Origin of the sequence: Collinsella aerofaciens (assembly GCF_964243765.1) — a bacterium.
GTDB lineage: Bacteria > Actinomycetota > Coriobacteriia > Coriobacteriales > Coriobacteriaceae > Collinsella > Collinsella aerofaciens_BU.
The window spans coordinates 1-19,479 of record NZ_CAXTGI010000017.1 but is presented as its reverse complement, the minus strand read 5'-3'; the positions used below and the strand labels follow the sequence as shown (position 1 = coordinate 19,479).

The window sequence follows — 19,479 nt, the reverse complement described above, 5'->3', positions numbered from 1 at the left end:
CCCCCCCCCCCCCCCCCCCCCCCCCCCCCCCCCCCCCCCCCCCCCCCCCCCCCCCCCCCCCCCCCCCCCCCCCCCGCGGTTTGTGTTTGTGCCGTATAATGACCACTACCTATGACGCGATACAAAAGAAAGGTGTTTGCCCATGCAGGCACAGAAGGCGGAGGGAACCCGCGACCTTATCGGCGCCGAGATGCGCGCCTGGCAAAAGATGCAGCAGATCGCTGCCGGCGTGTTCGAGCCGTTTGGCTTTAAGCCCATCGAGACGCCCGCGATCGAGCAGGTGGACGTGTTTGTCCACGGCATCGGCCAGTCGACCGACGTCGTGCGCAAGGAGATGTTCCGCGTGTTTAGCGGCGCCAACCTGGAGCGCGTCTTTACCGAGGGCACCGATACCAAGCTCAAGCCCAAGCAGCGCCTGGCGCTTCGTCCCGAGGGCACGGCTGGCGTGGTACGCGCCGTCGTGGAGAACAACTTGGTGCCCCAGGGCTCCACGCCGTTTAAGGCTTACTACGCCGAGGCCATGTTCCGTGGCGAGCGTCCCCAGAAGGGCCGCCTGCGCCAGTTCCATCAGGTGGGCATCGAGTGGCTCGGCGCTCCCGATCCGGCGGCAGACGCCGAGTGCATCATTATGCTCATGGAGTTTTACAAGCGCCTGGGCTTCGGTCTGTCCAAGCTCCGTCTGCTCATTAACTCGATGGGCGATGCCCAATGCCGTCCGGCCTATCGCGAGCAGGTTAAGCAGTTCATTCTCGACCACGCCGATGAGATGTGCGACGAGTGCCGCGAGCGCGCCGAGCTTAACCCGCTGCGCGCCTTCGACTGCAAGAACGACCACTGCCGCGAGATTATGGCCGACGCCCCGCTGATGGGCGACAACCTGTGCGATGAGTGCCGCGAGCACTACGAGCAGGTCAAGCGCTATCTGGACGCCGCCGGTATCGAGTACGTCGAGGATCCCACCCTGGTACGCGGCCTGGACTACTACACCCGTACCGTCTTTGAGGTCGAGGCCCCTGGTGCCGGCGTCGGCTCCATCGGTGGCGGCGGCCGCTACGATGGCCTGGTCGAGCTCGAGGGCGGCAAGCCCACGGCCGGCGTCGGCTTCGCCGTCGGTTTTGAGCGCGCCCTGCTGGCCCTGCAGGCCTTTGGCAGCGACCTGGGCGCCGATGAGACCCCGTGTGTCTACGTCGCCAACGCCGGCAAGGAGTTGCGCCAGAACGTCTTTGCCATTACGCAGGAGCTTCGCGCCGCAGGTATCGTGACCGAGGCAGACTATCAGGGTCGTTCGCTTAAGGCTCAGTTTAAGCAGGCCGACAAGGTGGGCGCTAAGCTCATTTTGGTCTTGGGCGGCGACGAGCTTGCCGCCGGCAAGGTCAAGGTGCGCGACATGGAGAGCCATGACGAGGCCCTCGTCGATCTGGCCAACGTGGTCGAGGCGGTTCGTGAGCGCCTGTAGCGCATGATTTTTGAGCTGTGGACTCACTAAAGCGCTCAGCTCATTGAGAGCGATTGTTACGGGGGTGTTTCGCTTTTATGCGGAATGCCCCCGTTTACGTATGCCGCCCACCGAGAAATACGACCATTTAGGGCAAAAACTCTTGCAATGCAGAAAATACTTTTGTGTGGTAAAGCGCAATCAGCGCCGAAAGTTTTTGCCGAGTGCCTATAATGAATACCGCATGTTACGTGCATAGAAGGAGGAATGGGAGGAAACGTGGCTGAGAACCTAAGCAACCAGTCTGTACCCGAAGCCGCGGCGCGCGTCGCTGCCGTGGTCAACCGCCTCGTTAACCGAATCGGCTCGAATGCCGAATCCAAGGAGCGTCTCGCCGAGATCGAGATCCCCGAGGAGCTGCGCGACAATCTGGCGCTGTTCTTGCGCCTGGAGCGCCGTGTGCTTAGCGAGTATGATCCCGAGATCGCGGACCTGTTCGACAAGATTTTGACAGCCGAGATTGTGGCCAATGCCGGAAACCCCGGCACCCGTGCTGCCGACGAGTCCGTCGACGAGCAGGGCGTGCCCACTGCCGACGAGCCCACCGCCGTGGCGTTTCGCGAGGTCGTTGATCTGATCGACAGTCTGCCGCTCGATAAGCAGCAGGTTATCGTCCGCGCCTTTACGAGCTTCTTCCATCTGGCAAACCTGTCGGAGGAGAACTACCGCGTGGCGCAGCTGCGCGAGCGCGAGGCAGGTGCGTCGACCGATACCGAGGTCGATCCCGCCAACGAACTCACCGTCGCCTATCACCAGTTGGTAAACGAGATGGGTGTCGAGGGCGCTAACGAGCTGCTCGACAAGCTCGAGTTCCACCCTGTCTTTACCGCACATCCCACCGAGGCCCGTCGTAAGGCCGTCGAGGGCAAGATTCGCCGTATCTCCAACCTGCTGGAGGAGCGTCCGCGCCTGGGCGGCTCCGACCTGGTGGAGAACGAGCGCCATATGCTGCAGGAGATCGACGCCCTGGTGCGTACGAGCCCCATCGCGCTCAAGAAGCCCACGCCCGTCGAGGAAGCCGATACCATCATCGACATCTTCGATAACACGCTGTTCGACGTCATTCCCGTTATCTATCGTCGTTTTGATGACTGGGTGCTGGGCGACAAGGCCGGCACCGTGCCGCCGCTGTGCCCGGCGTTCTTCCACCCCGGCAGCTGGATCGGTTCCGACCGCGACGGCAACCCCAACGTCACCGCCAAGGTGAGCCGCGAGGTTGCTGCCAAGTACTTCACCCATATGGTGCTCAAGCTCGAGGACAAGTGCCGCCGCATCGGCCGCAACCTGACGCTTGAGGCCACCTACAGCAAGCCGTCTGCTGAACTCATCAACCTGTGGAACCATCAGGTCGAGATGAGCACTCAGTACACCGCACGTGCTGAACTGATCTCCGAGCACGAGCCGCATCGCGCCGTTATGCTCGTCATGGCCGACCGTCTGAACGCCACCGTCCGTCGCATCACCGATACCATGTACCACAGCGCCGATGAGTTCCTGGATGACCTGCGCGTCGTCCAGCGCTCCCTGGCCGCCTGCGGTGCCGTCCGTGCCGCCTACGGCCCGGTCCAGACCATCATCTGGCAGGTCGAGTCCTTCGGCTTCCACATGGTCGAGATGGAGTTCCGTCAGCACTCCGTGGTGCACGCCCGCGCCCTCAAGGATATCCACGAGAACGGTATCCATGGCGACCTGCAGCCCATGACGCGCGAGGTTATCGACACCTTCCGTGCCATCGGTTCCATCCAAAAGCGCTACGGCAAGAAGATGGCGCACCGCTACATCATCTCGTTCACCAAGAGCGCCCAGCATGTGGCCGACGTCTTTGAGCTGGCCCACCTGTCCTTTGCACACGAAGAGGATGTCCCCGAGCTCGACGTGATCCCGCTGTTCGAGCAGCTCGAGGACCTCGAGGGCTGCGTCGACGTGCTCGACCAGATGCTCACGCTGCCCGTGGTGCAAAAGCGCCTTGCCCAGACCAACCGCCGCATGGAGGTCATGCTGGGCTATTCCGACTCCTCCAAGGATGCCGGTCCTACCACGGCCATGCTCGCGCTGCACTCCGCGCAGGAGCGCATTGCCAAGTGGGCCGAGAAGAACGATATCGACCTTGTGCTCATGCACGGTCGCGGCGGTGCCGTGGGCCGTGGCGGCGGTCCGGCCAACAAGGCCGTGCTGGCGCAGCCCAAGGGTTCGGTCAACTGCTTCTTTAAGCTTACCGAGCAGGGCGAGGTCATCTTTGCCCGTTACGGCAACCGCACGCTAGCTCAGCGCCATGTTGAGTCCGTCGCCGCTGCAACGCTTTTGCAGTCGGCTCCGAGTGTCGAGAAGACCAACACCGAGACCACGCAGAAGTTCTGGGGCATGGCCGAGAAGCTCAACGCCGCAAGCCACGAGCGCTATCTGGACCTGCTGAACACCGAGGACTTTACACCGTGGTTCTCGACCGTGACGCCGCTGACCGAGGTCGGTCTGCTGCCGATCGGCTCGCGCCCGGCCAAGCGCGGTCTGGGTGCCAAGTCGCTCGACGACCTGCGCACCATTCCGTGGATCTTCAGCTGGAGCCAGGCGCGCATTAATCTTGCCGCTTGGTACGGCCTGGGTACCGCCTGCGAGCAGTTTGGCGATCTGGACCAGCTTAAGGCTGCCTACCAGGAGTGGCCGTTCTTCCGCACGTTCATCGACAACATCGAGATGTCGATCGCTAAGACCGATCAGCGCATCGCCAAGATGTACCTGCACCTGGGCGATCGCCAGGATCTGTCCGAGAAGGTCTTCACCGAGATGCAGCTCACCCGTAAGTGGGTCCTTGCCATCGTCGGTGACGAGTGGCCGCTGCAGCGCCGCCGCGTGCTTGGCTGCGCTGTCCGCGTGCGCAACCCCTACGTTGACGCCCTGTCCATCGCCCAGGTCCGCGCCCTTCGCGAGGTGCGTATGAACCAGGACGAGATGGCCGAGGAGAAGAAGGCCGAGTACATGAGCCTGATTCTTTCGACTGTGACCGGCGTCTCGGCTGGATTGCAAAACACGGGGTAATCGATAGCCCTGCGGCTCTCACCGGGACCCGATGGGTTTCCCTCTGAATGCGTCCTCGCACTTGAGGCCCCCTTATCCTGCTCCTTCGGAGCTGCGGATAAGGGGGCTTCGTGCTGCGGAATGCATTCAGAGGGAAACCCATCGGGTCCCTTCGTCCTCGGTCTTCAGGGATTGGGGCTGAAGGGATAAAAGTGCGCTTCGCGCCTAATGTGGAGTGCGGCGAGGGCTTCTTGCGTCCTGCGGAGTGCGCCGGAAAGTAAACATACGGCGGCCCCTGCGATGTCCGGTCTTCGGCGGATTACTGGCTGGGGGAATAATGGCGCGCTTCGCGCGTTTGGAAAAGGCTTCGTGCTGCGGAATGCATTCAGAGGGAGACCCATCGGGCCCTTTTGTCCTCGGTCTTCGGGGATTGGGGCTGATGAGAATTAAGTGCGCTTCGCGCCTTACGACTGTAGCGGCTGCGGTCTCGTTTGGGATCGCGGCCGTTTTGTTGTGGGTCAAATATGAACGTTGTGTTAATGAGTCGGTAGACGGTGGTGTTTTTCGGTGAGCGGCGTATCCTTCCAACGGTTTATCTAGTGTGTCAGTTGAAAGGAAGAGGGCGCTCGTCATTGTTTGAATGTGAACTGCCGTTTGACCACAAGACGTTGCATCTGGAACTCGAGGATAAGAACTACGCGGGTGTGATGGAAGGTCATCAAAACGAGTTTAAGACCACGAAATCGCAGGAAGAGCTGGTGGAGGAGTCGCTTGCCAACCCTTACGGCTCGCCTTCGCTCGAGGAGCTTTGTGCTGGCAAGAAGGATATCGTCATCATTAGCTCCGACCATACGCGTCCCGTTCCTTCGCGTGTGACGATGCCCATTCTGCTGCATCACATTCATGCCGCTGCGCCCGAGGCGCGCGTTCGTATTCTGGTTGCAACTGGCATGCACCGTCCGTCGACGCACGAAGAGCTCGTCAACAAGTACGGCGAGGAGATTGTTGCGAACGAGGAGATCGTCATACATGTCGCGACCGACGACAGCATGATGAAAAAGATCGGCACCCTGCCTTCTGGTGGCGAGTGCATCATCAACAAAATCGCTGCCGACTGCGACCTGCTGCTCGCCGAGGGCTTTATTGAGCCGCACTTCTTTGCCGGTTTCTCTGGCAGCCGCAAGTCTGTCCTGCCTGGCATCGCCAGCTACAAGACCATCATGTACAACCACAACGGTCAGTTTGTGAACGACTCCCATTCGCGTGCCGGCAACCTGTGCCACAACCACGTGAGCGAGGACATGTTCGCCGCTGCCGAGATGGCGCATCTCGCCTTCGTGCTCAACGTAGTGCTTAACGGCAAGCACGAGGTCATTGGCTCCTTTGCCGGTGACATCCACAAGGCACACGAGGCTGGCTGCGAGTTCGTGAAGAGCCTTGCCGGTGTTGAGCCCGTCGAGTGCGAGATTGCCATCACCACCAACGGTGGCTACCCGCTCGATCAGAACATCTACCAGGCCGTGAAGGGCATGTGCGCTGCCGAGGCCACGCTTCCCGAGGGCGGTGTGATCATCGACGTCGCCGGTTGTGCCGACGGTCACGGCGGCGAGGGCTTCTATCACAACATCGCTGACAACGATCCGGCGGAGTTTGAGCGCGCCTGCATCGATCGTCCCAAGGACGAGACCCTGCCCGACCAGTGGACGAGCCAGATTTTCGCCCGCATCCTGGCACATCACCCTGTGATCATGGTTACCGACCTGTGCGATCACCAGATGCTCAAGGATATGCACATGACGCCGGTCAATACCATCGAGGAGGCGCTCAAGCTTGCCTTTGAGATGAAGGGCGCCGATGCCAAGGTGGCTGTCATTCCCGATGGCCTGGGCGTTGTCGTTGCGCAGCACTAGCGCGTGGCTTAAACGAATCGTTTATAACCGACAAGAAAGATAAGGTTTTATGCTTACCAAACTCCTCTGCGAATTCGGCGCTACGGCCCTCATGATCGTCTTTGGCGTGGGCGTGCACTGCGATACTGTGCTCAAGGGTACCAAGTATCAGGGCTCCGGCCACATGTTTGCCATCACCACCTGGTCTTTTGGCATCTCGGTCTGCCTGTTTGTCTTTGGTGGCGCCGTGTGCATGAACCCCGCCATGGTGCTTGCCCAGTGCATCGTTGGCCTGGTGCCGTGGGGCAGCTGCATCCCCTTCATGCTTGCCGATATGCTCGGCGGCTTTGTGGGAGCCGTGATCGCTTGGTTTATGTATGCCGATGAGTTCAAGGCTTCCGAGGGCGTCGTCGACCCCATTGCCCAGCGCAACATCTTCTCGACCAACCCCACCACCGAGGGTACCAACTATGCCCGCAACTTCTTCTGCGAGGCTATCTGCACCTTCGTGTTTATCAGCGCCATCCTTGCTGCCGCTAGCCGTGCCGGCGAGAACGTTCTGATGCTCGCAATCTGCGTCGGCCTGATCGTTTGGGCTGTTGGCATGGGCATGGGCGGCATCACCGGCTTCGCCATGAACCAGGCTCGTGACCTTGGTCCTCGCATGGCTTATCAGGTGCTGCCGATCAAGAACAAGGCTGACAACAACTGGAAGTACGGCCTGCTTGTTCCTGGCATCGCTCCGTTTGTCGGCGCCGCTCTGGCCGCGCTGTTTGTGCATGGCTTCTTGGGCATGTTCTAGTCTGAGGCTACATAGTTGTCCGCTGGCCGCATGGGGTAACTTCCCAGCGCGTCCTCGGACATGAAAGAGCCCCCGCTGCGCGCTTCGTGCGGCGGGGGCTCTTTCGTCCTGCGGAATGCGCTGGGAAGTTACCCCATGCGGCCAGCTGCGGGATCTTTGCTGCGCTCGAGCAAGCAACCCAACATATAAATCTGAATTTGGATGGGAGGGGCTTGTTGCTGTTGGCGGCGTTGAGGCGCGAGTGACACTTTGGGATGCGTGGCGCCTTGGGGTGGGGCGGTGCTTTGGGATGAGCTTCTTACTTAGTTGAAGAGGGGCTTTATGGCTGATAGATAGTCTTTGGCTACTTCGGTCTTATCTGCTTGGAAGTTGTGCCAGGCCCACCATTGGACCATTCCTACGAAGCTTGAGGCTATGTGGTGTAGTAGGAAGCTTCGGTCCATGGTGGCGGCGGGGCCGTTTGGGTCGGTGGGGACGGTTTCGGCTGCTCGTGACATGATGGTCTTGCGTAAGCAGTCGGCGAAGACGCGTGAGCCGGCGCCGGCTACGAGGGCTCGTACGCCCTGGCGGCGTTCCCAGAGGTTGTTGAGGATATGCTCGACCTGTACGAGTGGGTCATCGAGCGGTGTGCCATCATCGTCGAGGGCATGGGTGCAGATATCGCACACGAGCTCGGACAGTAGGTCGTCTTTGCTCTTAAAGAGACCGTAGAATGTCGCGCGGCCTACGTGAGCGCGCACGATGATGTCGCCAACGGTGATCTTGCTGTAGTCCTCCTCGCGCAGGAGCTCGGAGAAAGCCGAAACGATGGCGGCGCGGCTTTTTGCCTTGCGGGCATCCATGGCTATTCGTCCGCGTGAACGAGCAGGCAGCGGAGTGTGCCGGAGCAGCCCTCGTAGGGGCGCTTGCCGGCACCGTAGCCGACGGCCTCGATGCGGTAGGGAGAGGGCAGGTGCTCGGACGTGCGCAGTGCGGCGACGATGGCGGCGCCCGTGGGCGTCACGAGCTCGCCGGTGACCGGGGCGGGCGTGAGAGCGATATTGCCCGCCTGGCACAGGTTGACGACGGCGGGCACGGGAATGGGCATGAGGCCGTGGGCACAACGAATGGTGCCGTGCCCCTCGGAGAGCGATTCGACCACAATATCCTCAACGCCCAGGTCGTCGAGGCAGATGGCGACAGAGCAGACGTCAACGATGGAGTCGACGGCGCCCACCTCGTGGAACATGACGGTCTCGGGCGTTTTGCCGTGGGCCTTGGCCTCGGCGGCGGCGAGCGCGGTAAAGATGGCGAGCGCGCGACGCTTGGCGCCATCGCTTAGCTGCGAGCCATCGATGATGGCGGTGACGTCCGCCAAAGAACGGTGGTGATGGTGGTGGGCGTGATGGTGACCCTCGTGGCCATGACCGTGGCCCTCATGGTCATGCTCGTGGCAGTGCACGTGTTCGTGCTCGCCATGATCATGATGGTGGTGCTCATGCTCATGTGTGTGCTCGGCAGCTGCTTCGTTGCCGTAGAGCCAGGCCATATCGTGATCGTGGTTCTCGAGTTCCGCTGCAAGCTGGACGTCGAAATCGCAGGCGTCGATGCCATGCTTGTTTGCGCGCGTGACGGCGATCGTAAAGCCGTCGACCGGCAGCGTGGCAAGCTGTTCGCGCAGGTGCTCCTCGCTGGCGCCCAGGTCGAGCAGGGCCGCGACGGTCATATCGCCGCTGATGCCCGAAGTGCCGTCGATGATAAGCGCGTGCTGATGGTTGGACATGGAATGCTCCTTAACGGGCGCAGGATGTGCCGGCGCTCAGATGATTGATAAGACTTGCCTGGTAGGCGGCACCAAAGCCGTTGTCGATATTGACGACCGAAACGCCGCTGGCGCAGGAGTTGAGCATGGCGAGCAGCGCGGCTACGCCTCCAAAATTTGCGCCGTAGCCCACGCTGGTGGGAACGGCGATGACCGGGCAGCTCACCAGACCGCCGATAACGCTCGCCAGGGCGCCCTCCATGCCGGCGATGGCGATGACCACCTGCGCCTGAGCAAGTTCCTCGGCATGCGCGAGCAGGCGGTGCAGGCCGGCGACACCTACGTCGTAGAGGCGGTCGACCTCGTTGCCATAGAATTCGGCCGTCAACGCGGCTTCTTCGGCGACGGGTAAGTCGCTCGTGCCGGCGCAGGCGACGACAATGCGTCCGTTGCCGGTGGGGGAGGGCTTGCCGCCCACGAGGGCGAGCTGTGCGTCCGGGATATATCCCAGGTCGATGCCGTTGTCGAGGAGCTCCGAGGTACGGGTTGCCTTCTCGGCATCCAAGCGTGTGACCAGGATGCGCTCCTGGCCGGCATCGAGTAATGCTTTGATAATGGCGGCAATTTGCTCGGCGGTTTTACCGGCGCCGTAGACAACCTCGCCGGCCCCCTGGCGTACCCCGCGCGAAAGATCGAGTTGCGCAAAGCCCAGATCGGCGGTCGGCGCTGTCTGGATGCGCGTGAGGGCGGCGGCCGGTGTGACTGTTCCGCCGGCAACATCGCTCAGCAATTGCTCAAGATCTCGCTTATCCATATATGTTCCCTTCGACGGCGCAAAGTCTAGCACTCAAAAGGTAGTTTCCGAACATTAGAACAAAATTGTTCGGAAACTAGACATAAAGGATTTAATTCTGTTGTTAGATGGATCGACTAGTCGCGCAGGATGATGTCCATGGCGAGCATCAGGTTGCGTTCGTCGATAGCAAACGGGGCGGCTTCGCGCGTCTTGGGCTTGGCGCAAAACGCGATGCCCGTGCCCGCGGCCTGGATCATGGGGATGTCGTTGGCGCCATCGCCGATCGCGACGGTATGAGCCATGTCGACACCGCACTCGACTGCCCAATCCAGCAGCTTGATGAGCTTGGACTCCTTGGTCACGATCTCTGCCGCCAGCTTACCCGTGAGCTTGCCGTCGACGACTTCCAGGCGGTTGGCCAGGCAAAAATCGATGCCCGCAGCGGCCACGATCTTATCGGCGACCTCGTGGAAGCCGCCGCTTACCACGCCGACCTTCCAGCCCTTGCTGTGCGCCGAGCGCACAAGCTCCAGCGCACCGGGAGTAAACGTCACACGCTCAAAGGTGCGCTCGAACACGCTTTCGTCCAAGCCGGCAAGCAACCCAACGCGCTCCTCGAGTGCCTGCTTAAAGTCGAGCTCGCCGCGCATCGCACGCTCGGTAATTTGCGCTACCTGCTCGCCCACGCCGGCCTCTTCGCCCAACAGGTCGATGACCTCCTGGTTGATGAGCGTGGAGTCGATATCCATAACGATGAGGCGTGCAGTCATGGCGGGCCTTTCCGAGTGCTGTTTTATTGGGGCATATTGTCGCACGTGACGAGCGCGGGCGGGTGCCGCGGCGCGTCAATTGTTTCGTCTCCGTCAAGTCTTTGGGCAGGAGCCACTTTTTCGCGGCACATCGACGCGAGTGCGATAAGATAGAACGCCATGTCTGGCTGCGCGGTTTACGCAGGCTGGGCAAATCTGTACGACGCCGCCCGGAACGACACGGGGCGGCACAGATCCATAAAGGAGGATCACTGGTATGAGCCAGACCCGTCCCATCGATGAGCATTCCATGCACACCCGTACCTGCGGCGAGCTTCGCTTCGAGAACGTGGGCGAAGAGGTCACCCTCACCGGTTGGGTGAGCCGTCGCCGCGACCACGGCGGCCTTATCTTCTGCGACCTTCGCGACCGCGAGGGCATCACGCAGCTCACCTTCGACCCCGAGCACTCCGACGGCGATGCCTTTAAGATCGCCGAGACCATGCGTCCCGAGTGGCCCATCAAGATTCACGGCGTCGTGCGCGCCCGTGGCGAGGAGACCACCAACACCAAGCTCGCGACCGGCGAGATCGAGGTCCTGACCGACCACGCCGAGGTGCTCAACACGTCCGTCACCCCACCGTTCCAAATCGAGGACGGCATCGAGACCAGCGAGGACACCCGCCTGCGCTATCGCTATCTGGACCTTCGTCGTCCCGAGATGATGGCCAACCTCAAGCTGCGCTCCGACTTTACCTTTGCCATTCGCGAGGCGCTGCACAACCGTGAGTTCATGGAGGTCGAGACGCCCTCCCTGTTCAAGTCTACGCCCGAGGGCGCCCGCGACTTCATCGTCCCCAGCCGCATCCAGCCGGGCAACTTCTATGCCCTGCCGCAGTCCCCGCAGCTCCTGAAGCAGCTGCTTATGGTCGGTGGCGTCGAGCGCTACTACCAGGTTGCCAAGTGCTTCCGCGACGAGGACTTGCGTGCCGACCGTCAGCCCGAGTTCACCCAGGTCGATATCGAGATGTCCTTCGTGGACCAGAATGACGTCATGAACGCGCTCGAAGAGGTCCTGGCCGATGCCTTCGGCCGCATGGGTGTCGAGATGCCCACGCCGCTGCGTCGCATGAACTACTGGGAGGCCATGGACACCTATGGCTCCGACAAGCCCGATACCCGCTATGGCATGCACTTGGTCGACCTGACCGACATCTTCGCCAACTCCAAGTTCAAGGTCTTTGCGACTGCCGCAAACGAGGAGGGCTCTGTCGTCAAGGCTATCAACGCCAAGGGCGCCGGTGCCTGGGCACGTGCCAAGATCGATAAGCTCGCCGGCGTGGCCTCCACGTTTGGCGCCAAGGGCCTGGCCTGGATCGCCTTCCGCGAGGACGGCTCCATCAACAGCCCCATCGTCAAGTTCTTCTCGGACGAGGAGATGGCCGCTCTGCGCGAGCGCATGGACGTCGAGCCCGGCGACCTTGTGATGTTCGCCGCCGGCCCGCGCCTGCTCTCCGACGAGATCCTGGGCGGCATGCGTTCCCACATGGCCAACGCGCTCGAGATCAAGCGCGAGGGCCACGACTTCCTGTGGGTCGTCAACTTCCCGCTGTTCCACTGGGATGAGGACCGCAAGGCCTACGCTGCCGAGCACCAGCCCTTCACCCTGCCGACCGAGACCGACATCGCCAAGATCGAGGCCGACCCGCTGGCAGCCGGTTCGTGCACCTACGACTTTGTCATGGACGGCTTTGAGGCCGGCGGCGGCGGTATGCGTATCCACAACGCCGAGATGCAGATGTCCATGCTCAAGCTCCTGGGCTTTACCGAGGAGCGTGCCGAGTCTCAGTTTGGCTTCCTCATGGAGGCGCTCAAGTTTGGTGCGCCCCCGATGGGCGGTTTTGCTCTGGGCCTGGACCGCGTGTGCATGCTGCTCACCGGTTCCGACTCCATCCGCGACGTCATGGCGTTCCCCAAGACGGCCAGCGGCTCCGACCTCATGTCGGGCGCCCCGAGTGCCGTTAGCGGCGCCCAGCTCAAGGACGTCAGCCTGCGCTTGATGTAGGCGAGCGGCCACAAATTGCTTGCAACGAGGGAAGGACGCGTGCCTTCCCTCGTTTTTTATACGCCGAGATTGTGAGGGCATGGGGTGACCGGACGTCGCGGAAACTGCGACCCGGAATCTGTGTCCAGAACGGGTCGCGCTTTCCCAAAGGGAATCCTCTGGGAAAGCGCGACCCAGAATTCGGCAAAATAATGGGGCACAGTTTCCGGTTGAGCGGTCTAACGGAAACTGTGCCCCAGAATGAGCACTCAAAACGGGGCAGGCTTTCCGCAACAACTGTCTGGCGGAAAGCCTGTCCCAGTTTCTTATAGCGAGTCTCTCTGGATTAGCTGCATGTGCATCACGGAGGTGGTGGGCTCGGCGCCCTTGATCATGTCGAGCGCAATGTTGGCGGCCATGTGGCCTTCTTCGCGCAGGGGCTGGCGGACGGTCGTGAGCGCGGGGACGCAGCGCGCCGCAATCTCGTGATCGTCGAAGCCGACGACGGAAACGTCCGCCGGAACAGATAGGCCTGCCTCGTTGAGTGCGGTGATGACGCCAGCCGCGATACGGTCCGATCCGCAGAGCACGCCATCGAAAGCAATCTCGCGCGCGAGGATCTGGTGCATGGCCTGATAGCCGTCTCCGCTGTTCCAGCCGGTATAGATAACGTTTGCGCCTGGGAGGTCTTCGCCCAGGACGGTGCGGTAGCCGCGCAGGCGGTCGACAACAGCGGGGTTGTCTTGCGGTCCCAACACGGCGACGATATCTTTGCGCCCGCGCTCTTTCATAGCGAGCGCTGCAAAGCGTCCGCCCTCTTCGTCGTCAGAGTAGACTGTCGAGAACACGTCGCGATAGGGGTGGCCCTCGAGCTGGCCGCACAACACGGTGGGTACGCCCAGCTCGCGCAGCACCTCGAGCAGCTCGCTGCCCTTGTAGGGGGAGACGTCGATCACGGCGTCGAACGAGCGGCGCTCAAAGTGCTCGCGTGCGCGGTTGCGCTCATGCGTAGAAGACGCCTGCAAGATAACGGGCAGATAGGATGACTCCGACAGTTCCTCGGTAATGCCGCTCAAAAACTCGCTATAGGTGGGGTCGCTGAAGAGTTCACTCAGGGGCTCGGTCACGAGCACGGCGATGATTTCCGTGCGCCCGACAGCGAGCGCTCGGCCACGAGCGTTGGGGACAAAATTGACTTTCTTGGCCGCCGCACGGACGCGCTTTTTGGTTTCCTCGCTAATGCGGGGCGAATCGTTGAGGGCGCGCGATGCCGTGGAGCGCGACACGCCGGCAGCTGCGGCAACCTCGGCAAGCGTAGGTGCGGTGCGAACTGGTTGGGTCATGGCGTCTCCTGGAAAATGCGGTCGATGTTGTCACTGATACGGGCTGGTGCGGATACAGCTTACTATAGTGCACCTGAACAGCGTTCATGATATCCGGTGACAGGTGTCGTTTTGCAACCAAGCCGCAATCGAATACGTCTCGTGTGGGTGAGATATCAGCGGGCGCGGCGGTTGCCTACGAGCTTAAGAACGATGTTTTGTGTTGAGTTTCGATACTCAGGGTGACATAAGTGTTGCAGCTGTACAACCGGTTGCACCGTTAATCCGACCAAATCGACCGTTCAGCGGACAACCGGTTGCACAATTTTTTGCATCGCCCGTAAGATAAGGACAACCGGTTGCACAAGAATCACTACGATGACGAAGGAGCATCACCATGGACGCCATTAACGATTGGGAAAACCAAGCGCTCACCCACAGGAACCGCCTGGCACCCCATGCGTACTTTATGGGTTACGAGACCGCCGATCTCGCCGCTACGTACAGCCGCGAGCTGTCGCGCGGGTTTGTCCAGCTGTCTGGCTCGTGGCAGTTCCGCCTCTTTGAGGGGCCTGCTGCCGTTTCCAACGAGGAGCTCTCTACGTACGAGCCCGAGTGGGATCACGTGGAGGTTCCGCACCTGTGGCAGGTGGATGGCTATGGCAATCTTGCCTATACCGACGAGGGTTTCCCGTTCCCGGTGGATCAGCCGTTCGTTCCCTCCGACGACCCCACGGGCGTCTACCAGCGCATCGTCAACCTTCCCGCCGTGCCTGCCGGCGCTCGCGAGATCATTCGCTTTGACGGCATCGAGAGCTATGGTGAGCTGTACGTCAACGGTCAGTTTATCGGCATGACCAAGGGCTCGCGCCTGTCTGCCGAGTTCGACGTGACCGACGCGCTCGTCGAGGGCGACAACCTGTTTGCGGTCAAGGTCCTGCAGTACAGCGATGGCAGCTATATCGAGGATCAGGACATGTGGTGGGCCTCGGGCATCTTCCGCGATGTGTACCTTATGCAGCGTCCCGCCGCGCACCTGGTCGACTTTAGGTTCCGCACGCACCGCGAGGGCGATGCCGCTCTGATCACGCTCGATACGGTGGCCGAGGGCGCTTCCCGCGTCGTGTTTACGCTCAGCGATGGCGAGAACGTGGTCGCTACGGGCGAGTGCGTCGATGGCCATGCCGAGTGCAGCGTTGCCGATGCCCACTTCTGGAACCCCGAGGACCCCTTCCTCTATGACCTTACGTTTGAGGTCTACGACGGCGACGAGGTCAGCGAGTACGTTCCGCATCACCAGGGACTTGCCGAGGTGACGGTCGAGGGCAATCATATCTACCTCAACGGCACCTACTTTAAGATGCATGGCGTCAACCGCCACGATCACGACGATCACAAGGGTCGCGCCGTGGGCCTCGATCGCATGCGCCGCGACCTGGAGCTCATGAAGCGGCACAACATCAACGCGGTGCGCACCTCTCACTATGCCAATGACCCGCGCTTCTACGAGCTGTGTGATGAGTATGGCATCATGCTGGTCGCCGAGACCGATATGGAGAGCCACGGCTTCGAGAATATCGGCAATATCGCCCTGGTCACCGACGACCCGGCATGGGAGCCGGCCTACGTCGACCGCATTGAGCGCCTGGTGATGCAGGAACGCAACCATGCCTGCATCATTATGTGGTCGATGGGCAACGAGAGCGGCTATGGCTGCAACATCCGCGCGATGTACGCCAAGGCTCACGAGCTCGATGATCGTCCGGTCCATTACGAGGAGGACCGCAACGCCGATACCGTCGACGTCATTTCCACGATGTACTCCCGTGTTTCGCAGATGAACGACTTTGGTGAGCATCCGTTCCCCAAGCCGCGCATCAACTGCGAGTACGGTCACTCCATGGGCAACGGTCCCGGAGGCCTGTCCGAGTACCAGGAGGTCTTCGATCGCTGGGATTGCATCCAAGGCCAGTTTATCTGGGAATGGTGCGACCACGGTTTGGCTGCTGTGACCGAGGACGGCGTTGCCTACGATATGTATGGTGGCGACAACGGCGATTACCCCAACAACAGCAACTTCTGCATCGATGGCATGGTGTTCCCCTGGCAGCAGCCGAGCCCGGGCCTTACCGAGTACGGCCAGGTCATCTGCCCGGTCCGCATGGCTTATGACGCCGAGGCAGGCGAGCTGACCGTCACCAACAAGCGTTGGTTCACCACCCTCGAGGATGTCTGCCTGTCGGCCGAGACCCTGGTGGACGGCGACGTGGCCTGCCGCAAGACGCTCATGCCCGGCGCGGTTGCCCCCGGCGAGTCCGTCCAGCTGCCGCTGGTGATTCGCGAGGCCGCAGTGGGCGAGACCCTGCTGACCGTGCGCGCCTACACCATGGCCGCTCACGTCTGGTGCGAGCCGATGTTCCAGCTGGGCGCAAGCCAGTTTGCCATCGCAAACCATCCGGCGCCGGCCATCGTGCCCCCCGCTCGTCCTGAGCTTACGGTTGAGGAGACCGAGCAGGAGATCCGCATCCACTCCCTCAACGGCGAGCTGACCTTCAGCAAAGTCAACGGTACCGTGAGCGAGTGGAAGGCATCCGGCCGCGACGTAATGGCCTTTGGTCCCCAGGTTGGTTTTTGGCATCCGCTCGTCGATAACCATGCCCAGGAGTATGACTCACTGTGGAAGGACAACTTCATCGATGTGATGCAGACGTCTACCCGCAAGGTTTCTTGGAAGCAGGATGGCAATGCGATCGTCGTTACCGTGAGCCAGCGTATCGCTCCTCCCGTCCGCGCGTTCGGCATGCGCGTCGAGCTCGTCTACACCGTGCTTCCGAGCGGTCGCGTCGACCTCAAGGTTTCCGGCGAGCCCTACGGCGATTACTCGGATATCATCCCGCGCATCGGCATCTCCTTCGAGGTCCCCGGTTGCGATCGTGCCGTCGAGTGGTATGGCCACGGCCCGGGCGAGAACTATCCGGACTCGCTGCGCGCCAACCCGGTCGGTCATTACCGCACTACGGTCGACGACATGTTCACGCCCTACGTTATGCCTCAGGATTGCGCTAACCGCGAGGGCACCCGTTGGGTCGCCCTGCGCTCTAGCCACGGTGACGGTCTGGTCGTGACGCGTCCGAGCGACGCCGCTTCCAACCCGTTCTCGTTCTCGGCATGGCCCTATAGCTGCGAGGCCATCGATAACGCCAAGCACGTCTACGACCTTGTCAAGGGCGACACGGTTACGGTCAATATCAACGACCAGCTGCTCGGCCTTGGTTCGAACTCTTGGGGTTCCGAGGTGCTCGATTCCTACCGCACCCGTTTTGAGAGCTTCAGCTTTGAGGTGTCCCTGCGACCGCTGACGTCTGCCGATCTGGCTCAGGCGCTGGCACCCATTAAGGAGGCATAAGTCATGCATGTCTTTAACTCGCGCGCCGATTTCGACGCTCAGATGAAGTCCGTCAAGAAGTGGATGCGCACCGGTCAGGCGCTCGATGGCGTTGCCGACCTGCAGCACGACGTGGCTTACTCCATCGGCGACTCGTTGGTGTACTGGTGGGTCTATGCCCGCGAGGCCGCTACCGCCGATCTGGTCGGTCACCGTCGCTACCATGCCGTGCTCGCTCCGCTCGACGGCGACCTGACCGTCGAGGTGGCTTCCAAGGCGGATCTTACCTGCACGCGCACTTACAGCGATATCGACGATCGCGAGCGCTTTGAGGGTATGGGGGAGACCGTGACGATTCCCGCCGGCGGCGTTGCCGTCGTCGAAATTGACGAGGCCTACCGTGTCGTGGCCGATGTCGCGGATTCCCGCGTCGTGGTACTGCACGTGACGGTTGAAGGTTATTCCTTCCCCAACAAGTAGTATTCGTCCGTTTGGGCGTTTGCTTAGCGCCGTTAAGGGGGATGGCTTTGTTGACTCCCTTTTCCCCATTCCCCTTAGCAGGTGCGCCGTCCACGATTGCGCTTGCAGTCCGGACGGTTTTAGATGAGATATAACGGATGATTGGGAGGGCTTATGAGCTCTGAAAAACGAGGAACGATTGGTTCGTTCGCTCTGCTGGGCATGACGGTCGCCGCCGTGTTCGGTATCAAGAACATCATCAACAACAACGCGGCCATCGGCTTGGCAGCTGCGCCGTCGTTCTTCTTCGCCACGCTTTTGTACTTTGTCCCCTATACCCTGGTTACCGCCGAGTTCGTCGGCCTTAACAAGGACTCCGAGTCGGGCGTGTACGCCTGGGTCAAGACCTCGATGGGCGGCCGCTGGGCATTCCTGACGGCGTTTAGCTACTGGTTCGTTAACCTGTTCTACTTTGCGTCCGTCCTGCCTAACGTCATCATTTACGCGAGCTACGTGTTCTTTGGTGCCAATGCCGAGCTCTCGCAGCTGTGGATCACCATTATCGAGATCGTCGTCTTTGCTATCGCCACGTGGGTTTCGACCAAGGGCGCTAAGTGGATCGGCTCCATTTCCTCCTTCGGCTCGACCGCGGCTCTCGGCCTGACTGCCGTGTTCATCTTGCTGTCCCTGGCTGCTGCCTTTGGCGGCGTCGAGTTCGCTACGGCTCCTACCCCCGCTAACATGGCTCCCGACACGACCAACTTCGCAACTATGTGGGGCTTCTTCGGTACGCTTGCCTGGATCATCCAGGGCGTTGGCGGCGCTGAGTCTGTCGGCGTGTTCCTTAACGACCTTAAGGGTGGCGTCAAGGCCTTCGTGCGCACCGTCGTTATCGCCGGCCTGACCATCGGCCTTCTGTATGCAGGCGCTTCGCTGCTGGTCAACCTGTTCATTCCCGAGGGCGGCGTTGCCATCTCCACCGGTATCTTCGACGTATTCGGCGCTGTCTTTGCCCACTTTGGCATTCCCATGGAAGTGTCCACGCGCGTCATTGGCCTGATCCTTCTCGCTGCCACGCTGGGCTCCCTCATGATGTGGACCTCTGCTCCCATCAAGGTCTTCTTCACCGAGATCCCCAAGGGCGTCTTTGGTAGCAAGATCGTCGAGCTCAACGAGCACGGCATTCCTGCCCGCGCTGCCTGGCTGCAGTTTGCCATCGTCGTCCCCATCCTGATCATCCCGGCCCTGGGCTCCGGCAACCTAGACGACCTGCTCATGATCGTCACCAACATGACGGCTGCCACCGCTCTGCTCCCGCCGCTGCTGATCCTGCTTGCCTACTTTATGCTGCGCAAGAACTTCGACGCTGCTCCCCGTGGCTTCCGCATGGGTTCGCGTACCTTTGGCCTGGCCATTGCTGCATTCCTACTGGTGGTCTTCTGCTTCGTGCTTATCTGCGGCACCATCCCGCTCGATCAGCCTCTGTGGCTGACACTGGTCTACAACGTTGGCGGTGTAGTTATCTTCCTGGGCCTTGCCGTGATGTGGTACAACCGCTACATCAACCGCCTGCGCGAGACCGATCCCGAGGCTGCCGAGAGCGAGCTTCGCCCCTCCGTCCTCGACATGATGGAGTAGCGGCTAGGATTAATCTGCGGCTGTGGAATAAATCGATTCCCTTTCCTAAGGAGGGGCCTTACGAGGCCCCTCCTTTTAATATGAGCAGGACATTGTCAAGAGGCAAAATCGGGCCTGGCCCCAACGATATGGGGTCAGGCCCTCTCC

At 61.2% G+C, this 19,479-nt stretch carries 13 protein-coding genes; 8 read left to right on the top strand and 5 right to left on the bottom strand.

What is annotated here, in order from left to right:
* Positions 1–142: 142 nt before the first annotated feature.
* The 4 genes from hisS to larD all read left to right on the top strand — a co-directional run bounded on the left by hisS (position 143) and on the right by larD (position 7,198).
* The gene (gene hisS, locus ACESSC_RS09605; RefSeq protein ID WP_373162710.1) at positions 143–1,456 is read left to right on the top strand and encodes a histidine--tRNA ligase; all 1,314 of its coding nucleotides are present in this window, start codon (positions 143–145) and stop codon (positions 1,454–1,456) included.
* A 258-nt stretch (positions 1,457–1,714) separates the two neighbouring features.
* Complete coding sequence (locus ACESSC_RS09600) at positions 1,715–4,528, top strand: phosphoenolpyruvate carboxylase (protein WP_373162708.1); 2,814 nt, start codon at positions 1,715–1,717, stop codon at positions 4,526–4,528.
* A gap of 611 nt (positions 4,529–5,139) precedes the next feature.
* Positions 5,140–6,417: a nickel-dependent lactate racemase gene (gene larA, locus ACESSC_RS09595; protein ID WP_373162707.1), complete on the top strand. Its 1,278-nt coding sequence runs from the start codon at positions 5,140–5,142 to the stop codon at positions 6,415–6,417.
* 49 nt (positions 6,418–6,466) lie between these two features.
* A complete protein-coding gene (larD, locus tag ACESSC_RS09590) occupies positions 6,467–7,198 on the top strand; it encodes a D/L-lactic acid transporter LarD (protein ID WP_373162705.1) in 732 nt (243 codons plus the stop codon).
* Positions 7,199–7,500: 302 nt separating this feature from the next.
* On the opposite strand, the gene ACESSC_RS09585 is transcribed toward larD, so the two are convergent.
* The 4 genes from ACESSC_RS09585 to serB all read right to left on the bottom strand — a co-directional run bounded on the left by ACESSC_RS09585 (position 7,501) and on the right by serB (position 10,505).
* Positions 7,501–8,040 carry a TetR/AcrR family transcriptional regulator gene (locus ACESSC_RS09585; protein ID WP_373162703.1) on the bottom strand — a complete coding sequence of 180 codons (540 nt, stop codon included), beginning with the start codon at positions 8,038–8,040 and terminating at the stop codon, positions 7,501–7,503.
* Between the two features lie 2 nt (positions 8,041–8,042).
* Positions 8,043–8,960, bottom strand: coding sequence for a nickel pincer cofactor biosynthesis protein LarC (gene larC, locus ACESSC_RS09580; protein ID WP_373162701.1), 918 nt, complete (start codon positions 8,958–8,960; stop codon positions 8,043–8,045).
* Positions 8,961–8,970: 10 nt separating this feature from the next.
* Positions 8,971–9,753: a nickel pincer cofactor biosynthesis protein LarB gene (larB, locus tag ACESSC_RS09575; protein ID WP_373162700.1), complete on the bottom strand. Its 783-nt coding sequence runs from the start codon at positions 9,751–9,753 to the stop codon at positions 8,971–8,973.
* Positions 9,754–9,869: 116 nt separating this feature from the next.
* Positions 9,870–10,505, bottom strand: a complete 636-nt coding sequence (gene serB, locus ACESSC_RS09570; RefSeq protein WP_373162699.1) for a phosphoserine phosphatase SerB — start codon at positions 10,503–10,505, stop codon at positions 9,870–9,872.
* Positions 10,506–10,761: 256 nt separating this feature from the next.
* Between serB and aspS the strand changes: the two genes are divergently transcribed.
* The gene (aspS, locus tag ACESSC_RS09565; protein WP_373162697.1) at positions 10,762–12,549 is read left to right on the top strand and encodes an aspartate--tRNA ligase; all 1,788 of its coding nucleotides are present in this window, start codon (positions 10,762–10,764) and stop codon (positions 12,547–12,549) included.
* Between the two features lie 305 nt (positions 12,550–12,854).
* Here the strand turns inward: aspS and ACESSC_RS09560 are convergent, their stop codons facing one another.
* Positions 12,855–13,871: a LacI family DNA-binding transcriptional regulator gene (locus tag ACESSC_RS09560; RefSeq protein WP_118270427.1), complete on the bottom strand. Its 1,017-nt coding sequence runs from the start codon at positions 13,869–13,871 to the stop codon at positions 12,855–12,857.
* A 376-nt stretch (positions 13,872–14,247) separates the two neighbouring features.
* On the opposite strand from ACESSC_RS09560, the gene ACESSC_RS09555 reads away from it, so the two are divergent.
* The 3 genes from ACESSC_RS09555 to ACESSC_RS09545 all read left to right on the top strand — a co-directional run bounded on the left by ACESSC_RS09555 (position 14,248) and on the right by ACESSC_RS09545 (position 19,332).
* Positions 14,248–17,256 (top strand): glycoside hydrolase family 2 TIM barrel-domain containing protein, encoded by a 3,009-nt coding sequence (locus ACESSC_RS09555; RefSeq protein ID WP_373162695.1) that lies wholly within the window; start codon positions 14,248–14,250, stop codon positions 17,254–17,256.
* Between the two features lie 3 nt (positions 17,257–17,259).
* Positions 17,260–17,715, top strand: coding sequence for a NanQ anomerase/TabA/YiaL family protein (locus ACESSC_RS09550; protein ID WP_117842808.1), 456 nt, complete (start codon positions 17,260–17,262; stop codon positions 17,713–17,715).
* Between the two features lie 153 nt (positions 17,716–17,868).
* On the top strand, positions 17,869–19,332 hold the full coding sequence (locus tag ACESSC_RS09545; RefSeq protein ID WP_117842809.1) for an amino acid permease: 1,464 nt from the start codon (positions 17,869–17,871) through the stop codon (positions 19,330–19,332).
* Positions 19,333–19,479: the final 147 nt, after the last annotated feature.

Bases quoted from the DNA above. Each gene is read 5' to 3' on its own strand.
- hisS (WP_373162710.1), top strand. From the start codon at position 143: ATGCAGGCACAGAAGGCGGAGGGAACCCGCGACCTTATCGGCGCCGAG.
- larD (WP_373162705.1), top strand. From the start codon at position 6,467: ATGCTTACCAAACTCCTCTGCGAATTCGGCGCTACGGCCCTCATGATC.
- ACESSC_RS09585 (WP_373162703.1), bottom strand. From the start codon at position 8,040: ATGGATGCCCGCAAGGCAAAAAGCCGCGCCGCCATCGTTTCGGCTTTC.
- larC (WP_373162701.1), bottom strand. From the start codon at position 8,960: ATGTCCAACCATCAGCACGCGCTTATCATCGACGGCACTTCGGGCATC.
- larB (WP_373162700.1), bottom strand. From the start codon at position 9,753: ATGGATAAGCGAGATCTTGAGCAATTGCTGAGCGATGTTGCCGGCGGA.
- serB (WP_373162699.1), bottom strand. From the start codon at position 10,505: ATGACTGCACGCCTCATCGTTATGGATATCGACTCCACGCTCATCAAC.
- aspS (WP_373162697.1), top strand. From the start codon at position 10,762: ATGAGCCAGACCCGTCCCATCGATGAGCATTCCATGCACACCCGTACC.
- ACESSC_RS09560 (WP_118270427.1), bottom strand. From the start codon at position 13,871: ATGACCCAACCAGTTCGCACCGCACCTACGCTTGCCGAGGTTGCCGCA.
- ACESSC_RS09555 (WP_373162695.1), top strand. From the start codon at position 14,248: ATGGACGCCATTAACGATTGGGAAAACCAAGCGCTCACCCACAGGAAC.
- ACESSC_RS09550 (WP_117842808.1), top strand. From the start codon at position 17,260: ATGCATGTCTTTAACTCGCGCGCCGATTTCGACGCTCAGATGAAGTCC.
- ACESSC_RS09545 (WP_117842809.1), top strand. From the start codon at position 17,869: ATGAGCTCTGAAAAACGAGGAACGATTGGTTCGTTCGCTCTGCTGGGC.